Raw genomic sequence first — 22,664 nt, 5'->3', positions numbered from 1 at the left:
GGGCCTTTGCAACGACAACGCCTGCACCGGGCGGGTGCAGGCGTCAATCGCTTTCATCCGGGTCTTGCCGGATCAGACCACGTCGAACTCCAGCGGCTTGATCTGGGTGAACAGCCCGGTTTCGGCCAGCTTGGCGCGGGCTTCGGCCGGAACCGGCTCGTCAACATACAGCAGCGCGATCGCCTCGCCGCCGGCTTCCGCGCGGCCCAGGGTAAAGTTGGCGATGTTCACCCCATGCTCGCCCATAGTCTTGCCCAGGGTACCGATGATGCCCGGCACGTCCTCGTTGGTGGTGTAGAGCATGTGCGCGCCGACCTCGGCATCGATATTGATGCCCTTGATCTGGATGAAGCGCGGCTTGCCGTCGCTGAACACGGTGCCGCCGATCGAGCGTTCGCGCTTGTCGGTCACCACGGTCACCTTGATATAGCCCTCGAAGGCGCCCGACTTGTCCTGGTTGGTGGTCGAGATCTTGACGCCGCGCTCTTTGGCCACCACCGGGGCCGAGACCATGTTCACCTCGGGGTTCGAGCGTTTCATGATCCCCGCCACCACCGCGCAGTTCAGCGCGGCCAGGTTCATCTGCGCCGCAACGCCGTCATACAGGATGTTGATCGCCTTGATCGGCTCGTCGGTCATCTGGCCGATGAAGCTGCCCAGATGGCCGGCCAGCTTGATCCACGGCCCCATGACCTTGGCCTCTTCGGCGGTGACGCTGGGCATGTTCAGCGCATTCTCGACCGCCCCGGTCAGCAGATAGTTCGAGATCTGCTCGGCCACCTGCAGCGCCACGTTTTCCTGCGCTTCGGTGGTCGCGGCGCCCAGATGCGGGGTGCAGACCACGTTGGGCAGGCCGAACAGCGGGTTTTCCTTGGCCGGTTCCTCGCTGAACACGTCGAAGGCGGCCCCAGCGACATGGCCGGATTTGATCAGTTCGGCCAGCGCCCCTTCGTCGACCAGACCGCCGCGGGCGCAGTTGATGATGCGCACGCCCTTCTTGGTCTTGGCCAGATTCTCACGGCTTAGGATGTTGCGGGTCTGGTCCGTCAGCGGCACGTGCAGGGTGATGAAATCGGCCCGCGCCAGCAACTCGTCCAGCTCGACCTTTTCCACGCCCATCTTGTCGGCCTTCTCCTGGCCCAGATAGGGGTCATAGGCGATAACCTTCATCTTGAGGCCCTGCGCCCGGTCGCAGACGATGCCGCCGATATTGCCGGCACCGATCACGCCCAGCGTCTTGTTGGTCAGCTCGACCCCCATGAACTTGGACTTTTCCCACTTGCCCGCATGGGTGCTGGCATTGGCCTCGGGGATCTGGCGCGCCACGGCGAACATCATGGCTATGGCGTGCTCGGCGGTGGTGATCATGTTGCCGAACGGCGTGTTCATCACGATCACGCCCTTTTTCGAGGCCGCGTCCTTGTCGATGTTGTCAGTGCCGATACCGGCGCGGCCGATCACTTTCAGCTTGTCGGCCTTTTCCAGAATCTTCTCGGTGACTTTGGTGGCCGAGCGGATGGCCAAGCCGTCATAGTTGCCGATGATCTCGGCCAGCTTTTCCTTGTCCTTGCCCACGTCGGGCATGAAATCCACGTCGATGCCGCGGTCGCGGAAGATCTGAACCGCGGTTTCGCTGAGCTTGTCGGATACGAGTACTTTGGGGGCCATGTGTGTGGTCCTTGAATGGAATGATGACTCCGGGCCGGACGCGGCCCGGATCTTGTCGGGGAAAGGAGTCAGGCGGCTTCGGCCTGGGCTGCGATCTCGGCCTCGAACGCCCATTTCAGCCAGGGCAGCATCGCCTGGATGTCGGACGTTTCGACCGTGCCGCCGCACCAGATGCGCAGCCCGGCCGGCGCGTCGCGATAGGCGCCGATGTCCAGTGCCACGTTCTCGGTCTCCAGCCGCTTGGCGACCGCCTTGGCAAAGCTGGCGCCGTCGCGAATGCGCGGATCGGTGAATTTCAGGCAGACGCTGGTGTTCGACCGGGTGGCCGGGTCCTCGGCCAGGTTGTCGATCCAGTCGTTCTGGTCACAGAACTCGAAAATCGCCTGCGCATTGGCATCGGCGCGGGCGATCAGGCCCTGCAGCCCGCCGACCGAGCGCGCCCAGTCCAGCGCGAACAGGTAATCCTCGACCGCCAGCATCGACGGCGTGTTGATCGTGGCACCCTGGAAGATGCCCTCGATCAGCTTGCCGCCCTTGGTCAGGCGGAAGATCTTCGGCAGCGGCCATGCGGGGGTATAGCTTTCCAGCCGCTCGACCGCGCGGGGGCTGAGGATCAGCATGCCATGCGCGGCCTCGCCACCTAAAACCTTCTGCCAGCTGAAGGTGGTGACATCCAGCTTGTCCCAAGGCAGGTCCATGGCGAAAGCGGCGCTGGTGGCGTCGCAGATGGTCAGGCCGGCGCGGTCATCGGCGATCCAATCGCCATTGGGAACCCGCACGCCCGAGGTGGTCCCGTTCCAGGTAAAGACCACGTCATTGTTGAAATCGATGGACGCCAGATCGACGATCTGCCCGTAATCGGCGGTTTTCACCTCGGCGTCGACCTTCAGCTGTTTGACCACGTCGGTAACCCAACCCGCGCCAAAGCTTTCCCAGGCCAGCATCTCGACCTTGCGTTCGCCCAGAAGCGACCACAGCGCCATTTCCACCGCGCCGGTATCCGAGGCCGGAACGATCCCGATACGATAGTCGGCCGGAATGCCCAGCAGCTCGCGCGTGCCTTCGATGGCCGCCTTCAGCTTGTCCTTGCCGACGGCGGCGCGGTGCGATCGGCCCAGCGCGGCACCAGCCAGCTTGTTCAGCTCGAATGTAGGGGGTTTGGCGCAGGGGCCCGAGGAAAAACGCGGATTGGCCGGCCGCGCTGCCGGTCGTTCGATGGTCATTGGTGTTACCCTTCCAGATATACGCCCCTCGTTGGGGAGGGGTGTCCCGCGGCCAGACCTAGGGGGCCGCGGTTGGGCGGGCAAGCGGAAAAGACGCTTTGAATATCAAAAACGACACGGGCGGTGACGCCAAATCGGAACACAGGTTTCCGATCGGCGCATTTTGCACCCGCAGAAAGACCTCAGCGATCCAGCCGGACGGTTTCGCCCGTGGCCAGCGATTGCTGCGCCGCCAGACCCATGCGTACTGCCCACATGCCGTCGGTCAGGCTGACATCCGGGGCGTCGCGCTCACCGCGCACCAGCGCCAGAAAGCCCTGGTGCTGATAGAAGGTCGAGCCGTTGTGGTCGCCCGCCGCCAGCAGGCGCGGATCGACGGGAATGTCGCAGGCGATCGGACCTTTGGGGTCGCGCGGGCTGACGATCAGCTGCGGCACCGGCGGCTCGCCCAGATGTTCGGGCCAGAACCGGCCCGGCCCGGGGACCAGCGCCTCGATCTTAGCCTTGGGGCTGACGACCGAGATTTCCTCCTGATACCGCGCGCCCTCGGCGAACATGCACAGCTCCAGCATCGCCCGCGCACCCGAGGCAAAATCGACGATGACATAGCCGTGGTCGAGGATGTCAGGCGTTTCGCCGTCATAGGTTTCGTCCAGATGGTTCACGGCCTGCCCGCCGCTGGCGCTGATGCGCACCGGGTCGGATTGCAGGATCAGGCGCATCAGGTCGAAGAAATGGCAGCATTTCTCGACGAAGGTGCCGCCCGTGTTGCGGTTGAACCGGTTCCAGTTGCCGACCTTTTCCAGGAACGGAAAGCGGTGTTCGCGGATGCTCAGCATCTTGACCCCGCCACAGGTGTCCTGCGCCTCGGCGATCAGGGCAGCGATGGGCGGCATATAGCGATATTCCATCGCCACCCAGATCGGACAGGGATAGCTGCGCTCGATCTCGGCCAGACGGGCCGCATCGCCGGGGTTGGTGAACAGCGGCTTTTCCACCAACAGAGGCAAGGGACGCGTTTCGGCGATCTGGGCGATCTGATCCACATGCAGATGGTTGGGGCTGGCGATCACCAGGCAGTCCAGGTCTTCGACCGCCAGCAGGTCCTGCACCGAAGCCACCATCCTGGCCCTCGGCGCAATCGCCTGCGCGGCGCGCGCCATCTCGGGGTCGGGCTCGAAAATGGCAGCCACTTGCGTGCCCTCCAGCAGGGCGATGTTGTGCAGGTGTTCCTGCCCCATCATGCCACATCCGATCAGCCCGTAATTGATGGTCCGGGTCATGCGCGTTTCCTCGTCATTTCAGTCGTTGGACGTAAGTTGCCCGGTCCGGGTCGAACCAGGTTTTCGAAAACTCGACGGGTTCAGGCCGTTCCGACCAACTGAACCGCTCGATGTAACCGACGGTCTCGCCCGCCGGCCGGGTGAAGTTCGCGGGGGTCCAATCGGGCAGCCGACCGACCGAAACCCGATCCTCGGCGCGGGTGATCCAGAACCCAAGTTGCTGCTGGTAATAGCGATAGAGCGAGTCCGACAGCAGCCGCCGGTCGATCAGACCGGCTGATTCGTCCAGCCAGATCTCCTCGACTGCGATGATTGTGTCATTCAGATAGCGCATCCGCCGCACGCGCGACCCGCGCCGCGAGGTGCCGAAATCGGGCAGGTCGGCGGGCTTGTCCAGGTGATCGACCGACAAGATGTCGGCGCGCGGCAGGCCGCCGCCCTCGGGCAGCTCCAGCCGGAACATGGCATAGACGCTGTTCTGGGTGCCGGTCTCGCGCACGTAGTTGCCCGAGCCCTGGATCCGCTCGAGCATCCCTTTTTTTTCCAGCTCGGCGAGCGATTTTCGCAGCGTTCCGACCGAGACGTTCAGCTGCGCCGCCATGTCCCGCTCGGGCGGCAGACGCTCGCCGTCGATCAGCCGGCCGGCGGCGATGTCGCGGATCAGCAGCTCGGCGATCTGCACATAGATCGGCAGGGCGTTGGGGTTTCTGGTGGATGGGGGCACGCGGGCGCTTCACTTGGTCGCAGAAAAAATTGATACACTATTGATCTACATCAATGTGGTTGCTACGCAAGAGAAAAGTTGAGCTCGGCAGGAGAGAGAATCAGATGACGATCGTCCCCATCACATCCCCCGATCTGGATGCGGCCGAGGTTTCGTGGTTCGCGGCGCTGTGCTCGGACGATTATCAGTTTCTCGGCGTGCCCGACGGCGATCTGCGCTCCAGCTGGGAACATTGCTCGGGCATCGTGAAAGAGGCCGAGGCGCAGGGCTTCCGCAACATCCTGTGCCCGTCCTCGTATCAGGTGGGGCAGGACACGCTGAGCTTTGTCGCCGGCTGCGCCCCGATCACCGAAAAGATCAACCTGCTGGCCGCCGTGCGCTGCGGCGAGATGCAGCCGATCATGCTGGCGCGCACCATCGCGACGCTGGATCACATGCTGAAGGGGCGGCTGACGGTCAACATCATCTCGTCGGATTTTCCGGGGGAAAAGGCCGAGAGCAGCTATCGCTACCAGCGTTCGCGCGAGGTGGTCGAGATTCTGAAACAGGCCTGGACGCAGGATGAGATCAACTATCAGGGTCAGGTCTACAATTTCTCGGGTCTGACGACCGATCCGGCCAAACCCTATCAGACTGGCGGGCCGCTGCTGTATTTCGGGGGGTACTCGCCCGATGCGCTGAAGCTGTGCGGCCAGCATTGCGACGTCTATCTGATGTGGCCAGAAACCAAGGACCAGCTGGCCGAGCGGATGAAGGCCGTGCACGCGGTGGCCGACGAATACGGCCGCACGCTGGACTATGGTCTGCGGGTGCACATGATCGTGCGCGACACCGAGGCCGAGGCCAAGGAATATGCCGACTACATCGTGTCGAAGCTGGATGACGAATACGGCCGCGCGATCCGTGAACGGGCGCTGGACGCCACCTCATTGGGTGTTTCGCATCAGGCCAGGAACCGCGAGTTGGCCGACAAATACGGCTATGTCGAGCCGGGCCTGTGGACGGGCGTCGGCCGGGCGCGGTCAGGCTGCGGCGCGGCGCTGGTGGGGTCGACAGACCAGGTGCTGTCGAAGATCGAAGAGTATCAGAAGATGGGCATCCGCGCCTTCATCTTCTCGGGCTATCCGCATATGGACGAGGCCCGCCATTTCGGCACCCGTGTGATGCCACATCTGAAAACCTGCTCTCTTCCCGAAGCCTATGGAAGGGTCCCTGCTGACACCCCGGCGACGCCGCTGGGCAACGGAGTTCGTCGTTGATGCAAAGTATCAAGCTTTCTGACACCCTGGAACTGAGCCGCCTTGTCTATGGCATGTGGCGGCTGGGCGATGACAGCGACACCTCGGCCGCGCATGTGGCGGCCAAGATCCACGCCTGTCTGGATCAGGGCATCACCAGCTTCGATCAGGCCGACATCTATGGCGACTATGGCGCCGAGGCGATTCTGGGCAACGCCCTGCGCGCCAATCCCGGCCTACGCGACCGGATGGAGATCGTTACCAAATGCGACATCGTCGCCCCCTGCGGGCGCTATGCGGATGCCAAGGTGAAATACTATGACACCTCGCGCGCGCATATCCTGAAATCTGTGGACACCTCGCTGCGGGAAATGGCGATCGACCATATCGACCTGCTGCTGATCCACCGCCCCGATCCGTTCATGGACCACCATGAAACCGGCGCCGCGCTGGACGAGGTGGTGGCCAGCGGCAAGGTCCGCGCGGTGGGCGTGTCGAATTTCCGCCCCTGGGACTGGCAACTGCTGCAATCGGCCATGAAGACCCCGCTGGTGACCAACCAGATCGAGATTTCTCTGGGCGCGATCGCTCCGTTCACCAATGGCGATCTGGCCTTTCACCAGCAGCACGGCCACCCGGTGATGGCGTGGTCGCCGCTGGGCGGCGGAGCGCTGATGGCGGGCAATCCTCCGGTGGGCGTGGTCGCGGACGAGATCGGCGCACAGTTCGGCGTCGACCGTGCCGCGGTGGCCGTGGCCTTCCTGCTGGCCCATCCGGCCGGCATCCTGCCGGTTCTGGGCACCAACAGCCTGGACCGCATCAAGCGCATTTCGGACGCCCTGAAAGTCAATCTGGATCGTGAAGCCTGGTTCCGTCTCTACGAGGCGGCGCTGGGGCATGAGGTACCATGATGAACGCATTCTCGAACGACATGGCGCGCACCTTCATTCCGCACAAGGACGACACCCGCACCCTGCGGGACGCTTTCGGCCGGTTCGCCACCGGCGTCACCGTCGTGACCTGCTACAGCCCCGACGGGCCGGTCTGCATCACGGCCAACAGCTTTTCCTCGCTGTCGCTGGACCCGCCTTTGGTGATGTGGGCCGGCGACCGGAATTCGCGCCGGTTCCCCTATTTTCACAAGGCGCGTCATTTCAGTGTTCATGTTCTCTCGGCCGACCAGGCCGAGCTGTGCTTTGGCTGCTCGAAAGACGCCTTTGCCCTGCGCGACATCGACCACGACCGCTGCGAAAACGGAACGCCGCTGCTGCGCGGATGCCTGGCGCGGTTCGAATGTGAACAACATGCGTATCACGATGCGGGCGATCACGTTATCGTGGTGGGCAAGGTCTTGCGGGCCAGCATGGCGGACGGAGACGCGCTGACCTTTTACGCCGGCAAGCTCGGCCAATTCGCGCACCAATAAGCGCGGGACACGGTCGCGGGCCAAACCCGCGGCCTGAACAGGGAGGAACCGCATGGGCGGATTGACGTCGGTGCTTGCGCCGATTGCATTCGTGAACGAAACCGCGCTGCGTCTGGGCCGCGCGGTTGGTGTCGTTGCGATCGCCTTCATGGTGATCGCGATCCTGATCCAGGTGTTCTTCCGATACGTTCTGGGCAACGCCCTGCCCTGGCCTGACGAGGCCGCGCGGTTCTGCATGTTGTGGATGACCGGCCTGATGGCACCCACCGCATTCCGGCGCGGCGGGTTCGTGGCCATCGACATGCTGGTCCGCTTTCTGCCGCGCGTACCCGGCCAGTTGCTGAACCTGTTTCTGCTGCTGCTCAGCCTGACGGTTCTGGTGGTCGCCGTGCGCATCGGCTGGTCCGAGGTCACCGGTTTTGGCGGGCGTTTCGCCACCGCCGCGCTGTACCTGCCCACCTCGCTAGGCTTTGACGAATGGTACCGGATCCCGCGCAGCTGGATGATGGCCTCCCTGCTGGTGGGCGTGATCCTGCTGCTGTCGGTCAACATCGAACTGATCCTGCGGTCGATCATCACCATGCTGGGCGGCGGTGACCTGCTGCCCGAGATCCCTGAAGCAGCCGTGGGGGCCGAATAGATGCTGGTCTGGTTCCTGCCCGTCTTTCTGGTGTTTCTGCTGATCGGCCTGCCGGTCTTTTTCGCGCTGCTGGCCGCGCCCGGCCTGCTGCTGTGGCTGAACGGCCAGACCAACGACATCACCTTGCTGTATCGCAATGTCTACAACGGGATGGACAGCTTTCCGCTGATGGCCATCCCCTTCTTCATGCTGGCCGGAGAGCTTATGAACCGTGGCGGCATCACCATCCGTCTGGTCGAGTTCAGCCAGGCGCTGATGGGGCATCTGCGCGGCGGGCTGGCGCATGTGAACGTGCTCAGCTCGATCCTCTTCGCGGGGCTGTCGGGCTCGGCGGTGGCCGATACCTCGGCGCTGGGCTCGATGCTGATCCCGGCAATGGAGAAGCAGGGCTATACCCGCAAATTCGCCGCCGCGATCACCGCCGCCAGCTCGGTCATCGGGCCGATCATCCCGCCCTCGGGGATCATGATCATCTATGCCTATGTCATGGGCGAAAGCGTCGCGGCCCTGTTCCTGGCCGGCATCGTGCCGGGTGTCATGGTGGGCATCGGCCTGATGCTGATGATCAAGGTCATGGCCAACCGGTATGATTTCCCGGTGGCCAGCCGCAAATACACCTGGCCCGAGCGCGGTCAGGCCAGCCTCAAGGCCTTTTTCCCGCTGATGACGCCGGTAATCATTCTGGGCGGCATTCTGGGCGGCATCTTCACCCCGACCGAGGCCGCCGCCGTCGCCGTCGGTTATGCCTTCATCATCGGGTTTTTCGTGCTGCGCACGCTGACCTTGAAAGAGGTGCCCGACGTTCTCAGCAACGCGGGCATGACCTCGGCCGTGGTGCTGTTGCTGGTGGGGGCGGCGATGGCGTTCAAGACCGTGGTCAGCCTCAGCCATGCGCCCGAGCAACTGGCCGCGCTGATCCTCGGACTGTCCGAAAACCCGCTGATCCTGCTGTTCCTGATCAACCTGCTGCTGTTCGTCGTGGGCATGTTCCTGGATGCAGGCCCGGCGATCATCATCCTGGGGCCGATCCTGGGCCCGATCTTCACCAGCCTGGGGGTCGACCCGATCCACTTCGCCATCATCATGAGCGTCAACCTGACCGTTGGCCTGGCCACGCCGCCCATGGGGCTGGTGCTGTTCGTGGCCGCCGCCGTGTCACGCGAACGGGTGGAAACCATCGCCAAGGCGATCCTGCCGTTCCTGGCCGTCGAAATCGCAGTGATCTTCCTGATCACCTATGTCCCCGCAATATCCATGACGATCCCGAGACTGACGGGGTTTGCAAACTAGACTGAGTACCACAGGGAGGAAACGCATGCTCAGAACATTCTTCAAAACCGCAGCACTGGCCACGTCGCTGGTGGCGGCCTCGGCGCTGGCGGCCTCGGCGGCCGACTATACGCTGCGCGCCACCGCCAACTCGAACGAAAACGACGAGGACTATGACGGCCTGGTCGTGTTCAAGAACTTCGTCGAGAACGCCTCGAATGGCGCGATCGAGGTCGAGCTGTTCATCGGCACGCAGCTGTGCTCGAACGGGGCCGAATGCCTGCAGGGCGTGGCCGACGGCACCATCGACATCTACATCTCGACCTCGGGCGGGGCCTCGGGCATCTTTCCGTATGTGCAGGTTCTGGACCTGCCCTATCTGATGGCCGACGACCGCATCGCCGAGCGGGTCCTGTCGGGTGATTTCACCCGCAAGATGCGCGAAATGGCGCTGGAGGATTCGGGCGGCGCGATCCGCCTGATGACCATTGGCAACACCGGCGGCTGGCGCAATTTCGCCAACACCAAGCGCCGCGTGACCCAGCCGTCCGACATGGACGGGCTGAAGATCCGCACCGTGGTCGCAGACCTGCCGCAGGAACTGGTCAAGGCCCTGGGCGCCTCGCCCACTCCGATCCCCTGGCCGGAACTCTTCACCAGTTTCCAGACCGGCGTGGTTGACGGCTCGAAAAACGGCATCACCGACATCATGGGCATGAAATTCCCCGATGCCGGCCTGCAATACGTCACGCTGGACGGGCACGCCTATATGGGCGCGCTTTGGTGGATGAACAACGCCAAGTTCCAGGAAATGCCCGAAGACCTGCGCCGTGTCGTCGTCGATGGGTTCTATGCGCTGCAGCAGGCCACCTTTGCCTCGCCCAAGCGCAAGTCGATCCAGGCCTACGAGGATTTCGTGGCCGGTGGCGGCGACCTGTACGTGCCGACCCCCGAGGAAAAAGAAGCGTTCAAGCAGGCCGCGACCCCGGTCTATGACTGGTTCCAGCAGAACGTCGCGCGCGGGGACGAGATCTATGGCGCTCTGACCGCGGCCGTGGCCGAGGCCGAGGCCGAGATCAACGCGGAACGCGCCGCCGACCTGAACTGATACGGTTCGGGCCGGGGTGTCGCGTCATCCCGGCCCGCCTTTACCGAAAGGGGTACATCCACCCCTTGTAGTCATTGACCAACACATGGGCCTTTTCGATCTGTTCGGGCGTCATCTTCTTGACCACCTCTTCCAGGCTGATCGCCGCATCGGGGTCGCCGCCGATGGCGCTGAGCGTGTACCACATGTAGGCCCGAACCAGATCGGGCGCGGGCAGTCCCAGGCCCAGCTCGTAATACCACCCGACACCCGATTGCGCGCCCGGATGCCCCTTCATCGAGGCACGCAGATACCATTCGAACGCGCGTTCGTAGTCCTGCTCGACCCCAAGACCAAGGCCGTACATCACGCCGATCAGCTCCTCGGCCTCGGCGTTGCCCGACCGGGCCGCGGGCAGAAGCTGTTCGCGCGCGGCGGCAAACTCGCCTGCCTCCATCAGATCGCGGGCCTGTTCCAGTTCGGCCCAGACGGGCGTGGCGGCAAGACAAAGGGCAAGCACAAGCTGGCGCATGGGGCGGCGGGTCTCCTGTTCTGCGGGGCGGCCTGGGCGCAGGACCTGCCCGCGCCGCTGACCGATGACGACTTTCTGTTCTTTGATAGGGAACAGGCCGCGATCGGTCACCAGCTATTTTATGACCCGATCCTGGCGGGCAACCGCAACATCAGCTGCGCCCATTGCCACCACCCCGATTTCGGCACCTCCGACGGCCTGTCGCTGGGCATCGGCGAGGGCGGCGAGGGTCTTGGCCCCGACCGCACACCCGGCACCGGGGCGGACCGCGTCCGCAAGCGCATCCCGCGCAACGCGCCGGGCCTGTGGAACCTGGGCGCGCGCGACATCCACACGATGTTCCATGACGGGCGGCTCAGCCTGTCGGACGTCTATGGCAACGGGTTCAACTCGCCCGCGCAGGAATGGCTGCCCGAAGGGCTGAACTCGCTGCTGGCCGCACAGGCGCTGTTTCCGCTGACCGCTCAGTTCGAAATGGCTGGGAACGTGGCCGAGAACCAGGTCACCGGCGCCGTGCATGACCGGATCGACAAGGGCTGGCCGATCCTGGCCAAGCGGGTGCGGACCGACCCGAAATACGGCCCCGCGATGGTGGCCGCCTTTGACGACGTGGACAGCAGCGAGGACATCACCATAACCCATGTCGCCAACGCTCTGGCCGCATTCATGGCCATCGAATGGCGCAGCACCGACAGCCCGTTCGACCAGTATTTGGCTGGGGACGAGACCGCCCTGACCCCCGATCAGAAGGCCGGGATGCGGCTGTTCTACGGCAAGGCGCGGTGCGCCACCTGCCATTCGGGGCCGCTGCTGTCGGATCAGAAATTCCACGCACTGGCCCTGCCGCCTTTCGGCCCCGGCCGCACCCGGCAATGGGACGCCTATGCCCGCGACGTGGGTCGCATGGGCGAAAGTGACCGGCTGGAGGACGCCTACCGGTTCCGCACGCCGATGCTGCGCAACGTGGCGCTGACCGCACCATATGGCCACAACGGCGCCTTTCCCGACCTCGAAGGGATCACCCGTCACCACCTGAACCCGGCAACCAGCCTGTCACGCTGGACAACCGATCAGGCCGCGCTGCCCCGGGTGCCGTGGCTGGAACAGGCCGATTTCATCGTCTGGCAGGACCAGTTCGAGATGGCACGCCAACGCGCCAAGGTCGACATCACGCCAGTTGACCTGAGCGACGGTGAAATCGCGCAACTGGTGGCGTTCCTGCACGCCCTGACCGGGACGAGCGTGGAGACGCCGCCCTTTGGCGTGCCCGCGGACTTCAAGCCCTGAGAAAAACCCCCGCCGGATCGGGCGGGGGTTTCGGTGTTTTTATTCGGCGGCTTCTTCGTAAGCTTCCATGGGCGGGCATGTGCAGACGAGGTTCCGGTCTCCGTACGCGTTGTCGACGCGGTTGACGGGCGACCAGTATTTGTCGACGCCCATCGATCCCGGCGGGAAGCAGGCCTGTTCGCGGGTGTAGGGCCGGTCCCACTCGCCCACCAGATCGCGAACCGTGTGGGGGGCGTTCTTCAGTGGGTTGTTCTCGGCGTCGATCTTGCCGTCGATGACATCCTGCGCCTCGGCGCGGATCGACAGCATGGCGTCGCAGAAGCGGTCCAGCTCGTCCTTGGGCTCGGATTCCGTCGGCTCGACCATCAGCGTGCCGGCCACCGGCCAAGACATGGTCGGCGCGTGGAAGCCGCTGTCGATCAGCCGCTTGGCCACGTCGTCGACGGTGATGTTGCCGGCCTCGGCCAGCGGGCGGGTGTCGAGGATGCATTCATGCGCCACACGACCGGTCTCGGAGGTGTAGAGGATCGGATAGGCCTCCTGCAGACGTGCGGCGATGTAGTTGGCGTTCAGGATCGCCACTTTGGTCGCCTGGGTCAGACCCGCGCCGCCCATCAGCAGGACATAGGCCCAGCTGACCGGCAGGATCGAGGGCGAGCCGAAGGGCGCCGCCGAAACCGGACCCACGGCGGTCCCGTATTCAGGGTGGCCCGGCAGGTGCTCGGCTAGATGCGCCTTGACGCCGATCGGGCCCATGCCGGGGCCGCCGCCGCCATGCGGAATGCAGAAGGTTTTGTGCAGGTTCAGGTGGCTGACATCGCCGCCGATGTCGCCGGGGCGCGACAGACCCACCATGGCGTTCATGTTGGCCCCGTCGATATAGACCTGCCCGCCGTGGTCATGGGTGATCTGGCAGACCTCCTGCACGGTTTCCTCGAAAACGCCGTGGGTCGAGGGGTAAGTGATCATGCAGCCGGCCAGGTTATCCGAGTGTTTCTCGGCCTTCTCGCGGAAGTCGGTCAGATCGATGTTGCCCTTCGCGTCCGCCTTCACCGGCACCACCTGCCATCCGACCATCTGCGCCGAAGCCGGGTTGGTCCCATGCGCCGAGGTCGGGATCAGGCAAACGTTGCGGTGCCCCTGCCCGTTGGCGATGTGATAGTTGCGGATCGTCAGCAGGCCCGCATATTCGCCCTGCGCGCCCGAGTTGGGCTGCTGGCTGATCGCGTCATAGCCGGTGATCTGGCACAGCTTGTCGTTCAGATCGGCGATCATCTCGTGATAGCCCTGCGCCTGATCTTCCGGCACGAACGGGTGCATGTTGGCGAACTCGGGCCAGGTGACCGGGATCATCTCGATCGTGGCGTTCAGCTTCATGGTACAGCTGCCCAGCGGGATCATCGCCCGATCAAGCGCCAGGTCGCGGTCGGCCAGACGGCGCATGTAGCGGGTCATCTCGGCCTCGGCCCGGTTCTTGTGGAAGATCGGATGGGTCAGATAAGGCGTCTCGCGCAGCGCATAGTCCGGCAGGCGGTACTGCTTGTTCGAGCTGTCGTCCTTCTTGTCGATGCCGAAGGCGCCCCAGACCGCCTCGATGGTCTCGGCGCGGGTCTGTTCATCCAGGCTGATGCCGACGCGGGTCTCGCCCACCTTGCGCAGGTTGACACCACGCGCCACCGCCGCCTCCATGACGGTCTTCTGCAGCGGGCCGACCTCGACCGTGATCGTGTCGAAGAACACCTCGGGCTCGACCTTGAAGCCGTGTTCTTCCAGGCCCGCGGCCAGGCGCGAGGTCTTGCGGTGCACCGACTGCGCGATGGCCTTGATCCCGTCGGGGCCGTGGTACACGGCATACATCGAGGCGATCACCGCCAGCAGCGCCTGCGCGGTGCAAACGTTCGAATTGGCCTTCTCGCGGCGGATGTGCTGTTCGCGGGTCTGCAGCGCCAGGCGATAGGCCTTGTTGCCGCGGCTGTCGATGCTGACGCCGATGATCCGGCCCGGCATCGCGCGCTTGAGCTTGTCGGTGGTGGCCATGTAGGCGGCGTGCGGGCCGCCATAGCCCATCGGCACGCCGAAGCGCTGGGTCGAGCCCACGGCGATGTCGGCCCCCATCTCGCCCGGGGATTTCAGCAGCGCCAGCGACAGGATGTCGGCGGCCACGATGGCGATGGCGTTGTGTTCATGCAGCGCCGCGATTTCCGATGTGAAGTCGCGCACATGGCCATAGGTGCCCGGATACTGGAAGATCGCGCCGAACACCGCGCCCGCGTCCAGCTCGTCAGGGTCGGCGACCTTGACGTCGATGCCCAGGGGCTCGGCCCGGGTCTTGATCACCGCGATGGTCTGCGGGTGGCAGTTGCGGTCCACGAAGAAGGCCGCGTTGTTGGCCTTGGAGCGCCCGCCACGCTTGGCCATCGCCATCGCCTCGGCCGCCGCGGTCGCCTCGTCCAGCAGCGAGGCGTTGGCCACGTCCAGCCCGGTCAGGTCGCTGACCATGGTCTGGAAGTTCAGCAGCGCTTCGAGCCGGCCCTGGCTGATCTCGGGCTGATAGGGCGTGTAGGCGGTGTACCAGGCCGGGTTCTCCAGGATGTTGCGCAGGATCGGCGCCGGGGTGGTGGTGCCGTAATAGCCCTGACCGATCAGCGAGGTCAGAACCTTGTTCTTTCCCGCCACCTTCTTCATGTGATAGAGCGCGTCGCGTTCCGTCATCGCCGGGCCCCAGTCCAGCGGCTCTTTCTGCCGGATCGCCGGGGGGACGGTGGCGTCGATCAGATCGTCCAGCGTCTTGAAGCCGATCACTTTCAGCATGTCGCGCATCTCGGTCGGGCTGGGACCGATATGGCGACGGTTGGCAAAGTCATAGGCTTCGTAGTCGGTCAGTTTGAAGGCCATTGCAGCGCTCCCATGGATAGGTCAGGCCCGACGGAGACTGAGGAAGCCTCCGGCGGGGAGTAGGGGCCGTCCCGGGAACTGTCTGGTGGACAGTTTCAGGCCCGAACGGGCGGAGCCCAAATTCGGCGGCACAAGTCAAAACGATGGAGCCCCAGGCCGGGACCCCGTGGGTTTAGCCGATGAACGCCTTGTAGCCGGCCTCGTCCATCAGATCTTCCAACTGCGCGGCATCGGTGATCTTGATCTTGTAGATCCACGCCTCGCCCTCGGGATCCTCGTTCAGCGCGCCCGGATTGTCGGCCAGCGCCTCGTTCACCTCGAGGATCTCGCCATCGACCGGGGCATAGATCTCGGAGGCCGCCTTGACGGATTCGATCACCCCGATCTCGCCGTCCTTCGCAAACTCTTCACCCACGTCCTGCTGCTCGACGAACACCACCTCGCCCAGCTGCTCGGCCGCGTGCTTGGTGATGCCCAGCGTGGCCGTGTCGCCCTCGACCGTCAGCCATTCATGTTCTTCGGAATAATAGGTTGCCATGCTGTCTCTCTCCTGACTTCAACGCTTGTAATTCTGTTTGACGAAGGGCAGCGCCACGATCCGCGCCGGCTGCGCCTTGCCCCGGATGATCAGATTCACCTTCTCGCCCGGCTCGGTGTGGCCGGCGGCGACGTAACCCATCGCAACCGGTCCGCCGACTGTCGGGCCGAACCCGCCCGAGGTGATCTGACCGATCGTGTTGCCCTGAAGATCCTGCACCTCGACCCCCTGTCGCGCCGGGGCGCGGCCTTCGGGTTTGATCCCCACCAGCTTGCGCGCGGGACCTTCGGCCAGTGCGCGCTGGATGCGGGCCGCGCCGGGAAAGCCGCCCTCTTCCTTGCGCCGCTTCTGGATCGCCCAGGCCAGGTTGGCCTCGATCGGCGAGGTGCTCTGGTCGATGTCATTGCCATAGAGGCACAGACCCGCCTCCAGCCGCAGGCTGTCGCGCGCGCCCAGGCCCGCAGGTTCACAATCCTCATGCGCCAGCAGGGCGCGGGTGACCTCGATCGCCTTGTCCTCGGGGATCGAGATCTCATAGCCGTCCTCGCCCGTGTAACCCAGTCGCGAGATCCGGCATTCGACTCCGTCGATCTGGGCAACGGTGGTTTCCATGAACTTCAGATCGCGGGCCGCCGGGCACAGTGCGCCCACCACGTCCTCGGCTTTCGGGCCCTGAACCGCCACCAGCGCGCGGTCGAAGATCTCGGTCACCTCGACCCCGTCCAAGTGCGCGCGCATGTGCGGAATGTCCTGATCGCGCAGCGCCGCGTTCACCACCACGAAGAAATGATCGCCCGCGTTCGACACGATCAGGTCGTCCATGATCCCGCCGTCCGCGTTGGTGAAGAACCCGTAGCGCGCCTTGCCCTCGGGCAGCGTCGTAAAAGCCTGCGGGCACAGCGCCTCGAGCTTCTCGCCCACATTCTCGCCCCGCAGTATCACCTGACCCATGTGGCTCACATCGAACAGCGCCGCCTTCTCGCGGCATTGCTTGTGCTCGCCCATGATTCCCAAAGGATACTGAACGGGCATCTCCCAGCCCGCAAAATCAACCAGCTTGCCTCCCAACTCAACATGAAGGTCATACAACGGCGTGCGCTTCATTCCAGGCATGTCAGTGTTCTTTCTTTTGGCAAAAGTGGCGCGATGGACTGGATCCAAAAGCACATGGCTGGGAATACCATGCCACGGCAGCCTTTCCGGATCGAGTCAGTGGAATTCTGGCTGGTCGACATGCATTTTCCGGTACCGGCAACTTCACGGCTGGCGGTGTTCCGTCCGACTTCAGATCGCAGGTATTCATCACGGCCTAAATCGCTCATGGACAAGGAGTATACATCTGCATGCTGCAGCTTTGTGTCGTATAGGAAACTTTTTTCCGTTACGCAACAGCTGAAATTGCAATATACACGGTCGGCGGCCCCGTACTTCAGCGATCGGCAAGTGCCGCCTCCAAGGCCTTCAACCCCGTCACCAGATCGGCCTCGGCGGTATCCTCCGCGAAGTCATGACTGATACCGTTGATGGATGGCACGAACAGCATTCCGACCGGCATCAAGGCTGCCACGTTCGACGCATCGTGCAAGGCCCCGGATGGCATGACCCGCCAGTTGCCGGGCGCGACGGTCTGGGCTCCGTGTTCCAGCGACCGCCGGAGGGTTGGATCCATCTCAACCGGTTCGATGCCCAACATTGGCCCGAACTGCGCATCGCCCCCGATGGATTCACTCACCTCTTGGGCGGTCGTACGAATGATGCTTTCCATTCGGGCCAGACGATCCGTCTCCTGATCGCGCCACTGCATCGAGAAACGGACCCGGCCAGGAACGATTGACGAGGCATTCGGAGACAGCTCAACATGACCGATCGTCCAGACCGTCTGCGGGGTCACCACGTTGCGGAACCGCTCGTTGATCAGGCCATTGAAGATCGTCAGAGCCTGGAACGCGTCTCGGCGCAGGTGCATCGGCGTCGTGCCGGCGTGGTTCTGCTGGCCGGAAAACTCGATGACCATGTCGCGAATACCCACGATGTCCGAGACCACACCGATGGCCTCGGCGTTGGCATCCAGAATCGGACCCTGCTCGATATGCATTTCGATGAACCCGGTGAATTGGGCGGGGTTCACAAGATCCTGCGTCAGACTTTGCATCCGAGCGCGCGCGTCACCGAACCGTATGCCCGCGTGGTCGGTCAGGTCGTCGGCCTGCGCAAAGGGCAACTTGCCGGACCAGATGGCTGATCCGGTCGTGACGCCGAACCGGCCCTCCTCATCCTGAAAGCTGACCACCGAGATCGGGCGCTGGCTGGAGCGAGCCAGCTCCAACGCCGCGATTACGCCCAGCGCGCCATCCAGCCAACCGCCCTCGGGCTGGCTGTCTGAATGTGACCCCATCAAAAGCGACGGCGCGGATGCCAGACCGAACAGGTTTCCGACCGGATCAAAATGCGGTTGCAGCCCGGCCTCCTGAAACCGGTCGGCCAGCCATCGCCGCGCCGCAATGTCCGCGTCTGAATATGCCGGGCGCACGACGCCTTTACCAACCCCCGCAGCTCCGAATTCCCGCAGCTTGTGCAGATCATCCAGAAACCTCTGCGCATTCACGGCCATTGCGCTGTCCTTTCTTGTCGCTTGCCGCAACTCTATCGCCGAGCCGTCCGCCCGCAAGCCCGGTTGCAGCCTGTCCCGGTTTTTTGACGGCAACCGGCCGAACACCTCTGGCCCCTGCGTGCAAGCTGCCCTAAGACTTCGGGCCAAGAGGGACCGACATGTCATACATCACATTGGTACGCCACGGGCAGGCCAACACCACCGCACGGGACGAACACAGTTATGACAAGCTCAGCGAGCTTGGGCATCAGCAGGCGCGCTGGCTTGGGGCCCATCTGCGCGAGACCAAAGCCCATTATCCACGGGTGTTTTGCGGCACCCTGACCCGGCATGTGGAAACGGCGGCAAGCATGGGTCTGCCGGAACCCGTCCGTGATGCACGTCTGAATGAAATCGAGTATTTCACCCTTGCGCAACTGTTCGAGGAACAGCACGGCGTGACGATCCCGACGGACCGCGAAGGCTTCGTTCAGCACCTGCCGCTGACCTTCAAGGCCTGGGCCAACGGCGACATTCGGAACGCGCCCGAAACCTTCGAGCAGTTCGAGACCCGCGTCTCGGACGCTCTGCGCGAAATCCATGACGGCGACGGGCCGGCCATCGTGGTGACCTCGGGTGGGTTGATCTCGATGGTGGTGCGGCAGGCGATGGGGCTGGACATCCCGGCGATGGCGCGCGTAGCCCTTGCCATCATGAACACCTCATTGCATCGTCTGCACCCGATCGGAGCGGACCTGAGCCCGGTTCTTTTCAACGCGGTTCCGCATCTGGAAGCGCCGGACCGGCATTTCGCCCAGACCCACCTGTAACCGGATCGGAGGTCCCAGATGCAGATCTACTACGCACCCCGCACTATCTCGATCGCCGTCGTCATCGCGCTTGAGGAAGCCGGTCTGGACTATGAGGCGATCAAGCTGGACTTCGCTGCGGGCGAGCAGACGACGGCGGCTTACAAGCAGATCAACCCCAAGGGTCGCGTTCCCGCTCTGGTGGTCGATGGTGGCATTCTGACGGAAACCGGCGCTCTGCTTGAATACATCGCAGCCAAGGCCCCGAAGGCCGGGCTTGTTCCGGACGATCCGGTCCTGGCCGCGCGGATGCGCGAGGTGATGTACTACCTGGCTTCGACCATGCATGTGAACCATGCGCACAAGATGCGCGGTCACCGTTGGGCGGATCAGGAGTCCAGCTGGCAGGACATGAAAGGCAAGGTGGCCCAAACGATGACCGAGTCCTGCGCTTACATCTCGTCCAACGGGCTGCGCGGCCCGTTTGTTTTGGGCGAGGCATTCTCGCTGGCCGACGCCTATCTCTACGTGGTTTGCAGCTGGTTGGAAGGTGACGGGGTCGATGTCACGGCCTTTCCCAAGATCCAGGCCTTCCGCGCGGCGATGGAGGCCCGACCCTCGGTTCAGGCGGTACGGGCCGCCGGAATGCTCTGACAAAAGGACATCGCATGACACATCTCTGGGTCCGGGCTGAACAACGCCCGAACGAGGAACGGGTGGGCCTGACGCCCGAGGGCGCGGCGCAACTGATCGCGGCCGGCATCCGCGTGACGGTCGAGGAAAGCCATGTCCGCGCCATCCCGATCGACGGCTACCGCGCGGCGGGTTGCGAAATCGCGCCGGAGAACTCGTGGCCGGAGGCGCCGCTGGACGCGATCATCTTCGGCCTCAAGGAACTGCCCGAGGACGGCACGCCCTTGCCGCACCGCCACATCATGTTCGGCCATGCCTTCAAGGGTCAGCATTCGGGCCGCAAGCTGCTGGAACGGTTCAAGGCCGGCGGCGGCACGCTGTATGACCTGGAATACCTGGTGGACGAGAACGGACGGCGGGTCGCGGCCTTCGGCTATTGGGCGGGCTACGCGGGCGCGGCGGTGACGCTCAAGACCTGGGCGGCGCAGCAGCGCGGCGAGATCTGCGGCCCCGTCGGCGTCTATCCCGGCAAGGACGCACTGAACGCCGAACTTCTGGCCGAGCTGGACGCCACCGGCGCCCCCCGCCCCCGCGCCATCGTCATCGGCGCATTGGGCCGCGTCGGCACCGGCGCGTCCGACCTGTGCGAGGCCATGGGGGTCGAGGTGACCAAGTGGGACATGGCCGAAACCGCCGATGGCGGGCCGTTCCCGGAGATCCTTGCACACGACATCTTCCTCAACTGCATCTTCGCGCGCCCCGGCACCCCGGTCTTTGTCCCGCGCGAGGCGCTGAATGCCCCGCGCCAGCTGACCGCCATCGGCGACGTGGCCTGCGACCCCGACAGCGACTACAACCCGGTGCCGGTCTATGACCGCGCCACAACCTGGGAAGAACCCGCCCTGCGCGTGGCCACCGACCCTGTGCTGGACGTGATGGCCATCGACAACCTGCCCTCGATGCTGCCGGTCGAAAGCTCGGAAGACTACGCCGCGCAGCTTCTGCCCTCGTTGCTGACCCTGACAGACCTGACCTCGGGCGTTTGGGCGCGGGACGAGGACACCTTCAAATCCCATATCGAAAGGATCTGAGCCATGACGATTCACTGGTGTGGCACCGGCCTGTCGGCCATCCCTGGCCTGCGCCGCCTGATCGAGGCCGGCCACAAGGTCACCGTCTGGAACCGGACCGTCGACAAGGCTCGCGCCGAGGTCGGCGATCTGACCGACGACATTCGGACCTTCGACATCGACGCGCTGGGCGCGGTGCTGGAAAAGGGCGACGTGATCGTCTCGATGCTGCCGGGCGACTGGCACGTGCCGCTGGCGGAACTGGCGATCGAGAAGGGCGCGAATTTCGTCTCGTCCTCGTATATCGCGCCCGAGATGCGCGCGCTGGACGACAAGGCCCGCGAAGCCGGCGTCGCGCTGGTCAACGAGGTCGGGCTGGACCCCGGCATCGACCACCTGATGGCCCATGCGCTGGTCGATGACTACCGCGCGTCCGACGCCTTCGACCCGGAAAACCACCTCAGCTTCATTTCCTATTGCGGCGGCATCCCCAAGAACCCCAACCCGTTCCGCTACAAGTTCAGCTGGTCGCCCCTGGGCGTGCTCAAGGCGCTGCGCTCGCCCTCGCGGTCGATCCGCGACTATGCCCCGCTGGACGTGGCCCGGCCCTGGGACGCGATCAGCACCTATGTCGCGCCGCTGCCCACGCCCGAAAGCTTCGAGGTCTATCCCAACCGCGACTCGATCCCCTTCATGCAGCAGTACCATTTCGAGGGGCACTGGCCGGTCAAGGAATTCGTCCGCGGCACTCTGCGGCTGAACGGCTGGTCGGATGCGTGGTCGGACGTGTTCCGCGAAATCGAAACGCTGGAAGGCCCCGAGGGCGATGCCAGGCTCAAGGAAATGTCCGACCAGTTCTGGGCCGAGAACGCCTATGAGGAGGGCGAGCCCGACCGCGTCGTGCTCTGCGTCGGCCTGAAGGCCGAGAAGGACGGCGTACCGGTCTGGCACAAGACCTATGTGATGGACGCCTGGGGCGACGCACGCGGCAGCGCGATGGCGCGTCTGGTGTCGATCCCGGTCTCGCTTGCGGTCGAGGCGGTGCTGAACCGCGCCATCCCCGCCGGCGTCCATGCCGCGCCCAGCGATCCGAAACTGGTTCAGAGCTGGATGGCCGAGATCGACAAGCTGGCACAGCACCTGCAGGTGGTCGACCACCTGGCCTGACCCAACCAAAAAGCCATTCCGGACGCACCGGAATGGCTTTTTACTGGTGTTTTCACCAACCTTTGGATTGGCGCTTGTGGTTCAGATGTAGCGCTCGATCGTTTCCTCAAGATCGCTGCGGTTGATGCCAAGCTCGGACAGCTGCCGGTCATCCAGACCACTCAAATGTTGCGCCGCGCGTACGATGTCATCCTTGACCGCCCGGATGCGCATGGCGCGGTCGAACAGAAGCAGCGCGCTGGCGGATGGGCAGGGTTGTTGAGTCGGTTGCATTGTGTCGAGCATCGGCTGTTTCCTCCCAGTTTGGCCGGTGTCCTGTTGGGGCGCGGCCCCGGTTACTGCGTCAACGCGGCCCGCTGATAGATGCTCTGATAGGCCGTTTGGGGAATGTCTGAGCGGCTGATGCCGATATCGTGCAGCTGCTGGTCGCTCAGGCGTTCGAGGTCACGGACCGTCTTCGCAAAGATCTGCTTCCGAAACCGTTCGGTCTTGGCCTCGGCGTATTTTGCAAAAAGGTCATGAAACAGGCTGTGGTTCGACTGTGTGGTTTGTGCGGTTGCCATTGGTTTGTCCTCCTGAAATCCG

The 22,664-nt window shown here is 64.1% G+C and carries 22 protein-coding genes; 11 read left to right on the top strand and 11 right to left on the bottom strand.

Going from position 1 to position 22,664, the window contains the following annotated elements:
- Positions 1–72: 72 nt before the first annotated feature.
- The 4 genes from serA to ACR0IR_RS12685 all read right to left on the bottom strand — a co-directional run bounded on the left by serA (position 73) and on the right by ACR0IR_RS12685 (position 4,898).
- Positions 73–1,668: a phosphoglycerate dehydrogenase gene (gene serA, locus ACR0IR_RS12700; protein WP_170364179.1), complete on the bottom strand. Its 1,596-nt coding sequence runs from the start codon at positions 1,666–1,668 to the stop codon at positions 73–75.
- A gap of 68 nt (positions 1,669–1,736) precedes the next feature.
- Entirely contained in the window at positions 1,737–2,891 is a 1,155-nt protein-coding gene (locus ACR0IR_RS12695) for a phosphoserine transaminase (RefSeq protein ID WP_170364178.1), read from the bottom strand.
- Between the two features lie 182 nt (positions 2,892–3,073).
- On the bottom strand, positions 3,074–4,174 hold the full coding sequence (locus tag ACR0IR_RS12690; protein WP_170364176.1) for a Gfo/Idh/MocA family protein: 1,101 nt from the start codon (positions 4,172–4,174) through the stop codon (positions 3,074–3,076).
- 13 nt (positions 4,175–4,187) lie between these two features.
- Positions 4,188–4,898, bottom strand: coding sequence for a GntR family transcriptional regulator (locus ACR0IR_RS12685; RefSeq protein WP_170342101.1), 711 nt, complete (start codon positions 4,896–4,898; stop codon positions 4,188–4,190).
- A gap of 104 nt (positions 4,899–5,002) precedes the next feature.
- On the opposite strand from ACR0IR_RS12685, the gene ACR0IR_RS12680 reads away from it, so the two are divergent.
- Genes ACR0IR_RS12680 through ACR0IR_RS12655 form a run of 6 tightly spaced genes read left to right on the top strand, consistent with a single transcriptional unit; the run spans position 5,003 to position 10,579 of the window.
- Entirely contained in the window at positions 5,003–6,157 is a 1,155-nt protein-coding gene (locus ACR0IR_RS12680; RefSeq protein ID WP_093964187.1) for an LLM class flavin-dependent oxidoreductase, read from the top strand.
- A complete protein-coding gene (locus ACR0IR_RS12675) occupies positions 6,157–7,047 on the top strand; it encodes an aldo/keto reductase (protein WP_170364175.1) in 891 nt (296 codons plus the stop codon). Before ACR0IR_RS12680 ends, ACR0IR_RS12675 begins: the two co-directional genes overlap by 1 nt.
- Positions 7,044–7,562, top strand: coding sequence for a flavin reductase family protein (locus ACR0IR_RS12670; protein WP_170364174.1), 519 nt, complete (start codon positions 7,044–7,046; stop codon positions 7,560–7,562). Before ACR0IR_RS12675 ends, ACR0IR_RS12670 begins: the two co-directional genes overlap by 4 nt.
- A gap of 52 nt (positions 7,563–7,614) precedes the next feature.
- Positions 7,615–8,202 carry a TRAP transporter small permease gene (locus ACR0IR_RS12665; RefSeq protein WP_005980318.1) on the top strand — a complete coding sequence of 196 codons (588 nt, stop codon included), beginning with the start codon at positions 7,615–7,617 and terminating at the stop codon, positions 8,200–8,202.
- Entirely contained in the window at positions 8,203–9,492 is a 1,290-nt protein-coding gene (locus ACR0IR_RS12660) for a TRAP transporter large permease (RefSeq protein WP_170360669.1), read from the top strand.
- Positions 9,493–9,517: 25 nt separating this feature from the next.
- Entirely contained in the window at positions 9,518–10,579 is a 1,062-nt protein-coding gene (locus ACR0IR_RS12655; protein WP_170341179.1) for a TRAP transporter substrate-binding protein, read from the top strand.
- Positions 10,580–10,619: 40 nt separating this feature from the next.
- Here ACR0IR_RS12655 and ACR0IR_RS12650 read toward each other — a convergent pair whose 3' ends face one another.
- On the bottom strand, positions 10,620–11,090 hold the full coding sequence (locus ACR0IR_RS12650) for a tetratricopeptide repeat protein (protein ID WP_005980315.1): 471 nt from the start codon (positions 11,088–11,090) through the stop codon (positions 10,620–10,622).
- Positions 11,091–11,135: 45 nt separating this feature from the next.
- Between ACR0IR_RS12650 and ACR0IR_RS12645 the strand changes: the two genes are divergently transcribed.
- Positions 11,136–12,377, top strand: a complete 1,242-nt coding sequence (locus ACR0IR_RS12645) for a cytochrome-c peroxidase (protein ID WP_170364415.1) — start codon at positions 11,136–11,138, stop codon at positions 12,375–12,377.
- A gap of 39 nt (positions 12,378–12,416) precedes the next feature.
- Here ACR0IR_RS12645 and gcvP read toward each other — a convergent pair whose 3' ends face one another.
- The 4 genes from gcvP to ACR0IR_RS12625 all read right to left on the bottom strand — a co-directional run bounded on the left by gcvP (position 12,417) and on the right by ACR0IR_RS12625 (position 18,421).
- Positions 12,417–15,272 carry an aminomethyl-transferring glycine dehydrogenase gene (gene gcvP / locus ACR0IR_RS12640; protein WP_170364173.1) on the bottom strand — a complete coding sequence of 952 codons (2,856 nt, stop codon included), beginning with the start codon at positions 15,270–15,272 and terminating at the stop codon, positions 12,417–12,419.
- Positions 15,273–15,444: 172 nt separating this feature from the next.
- Positions 15,445–15,810, bottom strand: a complete 366-nt coding sequence (gene gcvH / locus ACR0IR_RS12635; protein ID WP_170360662.1) for a glycine cleavage system protein GcvH — start codon at positions 15,808–15,810, stop codon at positions 15,445–15,447.
- Positions 15,811–15,828: 18 nt separating this feature from the next.
- A complete protein-coding gene (gene gcvT, locus ACR0IR_RS12630) occupies positions 15,829–16,923 on the bottom strand; it encodes a glycine cleavage system aminomethyltransferase GcvT (protein ID WP_170364172.1) in 1,095 nt (364 codons plus the stop codon).
- 316 nt (positions 16,924–17,239) lie between these two features.
- Entirely contained in the window at positions 17,240–18,421 is a 1,182-nt protein-coding gene (locus tag ACR0IR_RS12625; RefSeq protein ID WP_170364171.1) for a hydantoinase/carbamoylase family amidase, read from the bottom strand.
- Positions 18,422–18,579: 158 nt separating this feature from the next.
- Here ACR0IR_RS12625 and ACR0IR_RS12620 point away from each other — a divergent pair, with 158 nt between their 5' ends.
- Genes ACR0IR_RS12620 through ACR0IR_RS12605 form a run of 4 tightly spaced genes read left to right on the top strand, consistent with a single transcriptional unit; the run spans position 18,580 to position 22,079 of the window.
- Positions 18,580–19,230, top strand: a complete 651-nt coding sequence (locus ACR0IR_RS12620; protein WP_170364170.1) for a histidine phosphatase family protein — start codon at positions 18,580–18,582, stop codon at positions 19,228–19,230.
- 18 nt (positions 19,231–19,248) lie between these two features.
- Positions 19,249–19,863 carry a glutathione S-transferase family protein gene (locus tag ACR0IR_RS12615; RefSeq protein ID WP_170364169.1) on the top strand — a complete coding sequence of 205 codons (615 nt, stop codon included), beginning with the start codon at positions 19,249–19,251 and terminating at the stop codon, positions 19,861–19,863.
- 14 nt (positions 19,864–19,877) lie between these two features.
- Entirely contained in the window at positions 19,878–20,933 is a 1,056-nt protein-coding gene (locus ACR0IR_RS12610) for a saccharopine dehydrogenase (RefSeq protein ID WP_170364168.1), read from the top strand.
- A 3-nt stretch (positions 20,934–20,936) separates the two neighbouring features.
- Entirely contained in the window at positions 20,937–22,079 is a 1,143-nt protein-coding gene (locus tag ACR0IR_RS12605; RefSeq protein WP_170364167.1) for a saccharopine dehydrogenase family protein, read from the top strand.
- 81 nt (positions 22,080–22,160) lie between these two features.
- Here ACR0IR_RS12605 and ACR0IR_RS12600 read toward each other — a convergent pair whose 3' ends face one another.
- Both ACR0IR_RS12600 and ACR0IR_RS12595 read right to left on the bottom strand, forming a co-directional pair.
- Positions 22,161–22,364, bottom strand: a complete 204-nt coding sequence (locus ACR0IR_RS12600; protein ID WP_093964173.1) for a DUF1127 domain-containing protein — start codon at positions 22,362–22,364, stop codon at positions 22,161–22,163.
- 50 nt (positions 22,365–22,414) lie between these two features.
- Complete coding sequence (locus tag ACR0IR_RS12595; RefSeq protein ID WP_170364166.1) at positions 22,415–22,642, bottom strand: DUF1127 domain-containing protein; 228 nt, start codon at positions 22,640–22,642, stop codon at positions 22,415–22,417.
- Positions 22,643–22,664 lie beyond the last annotated feature (22 nt).

It is taken from the genome of Ruegeria sp. CF2 (assembly GCF_056537385.1).
The sequence above is the reverse complement of the archived record's forward strand: the minus strand, read 5'-3'. Positions and strand labels throughout refer to the sequence as shown.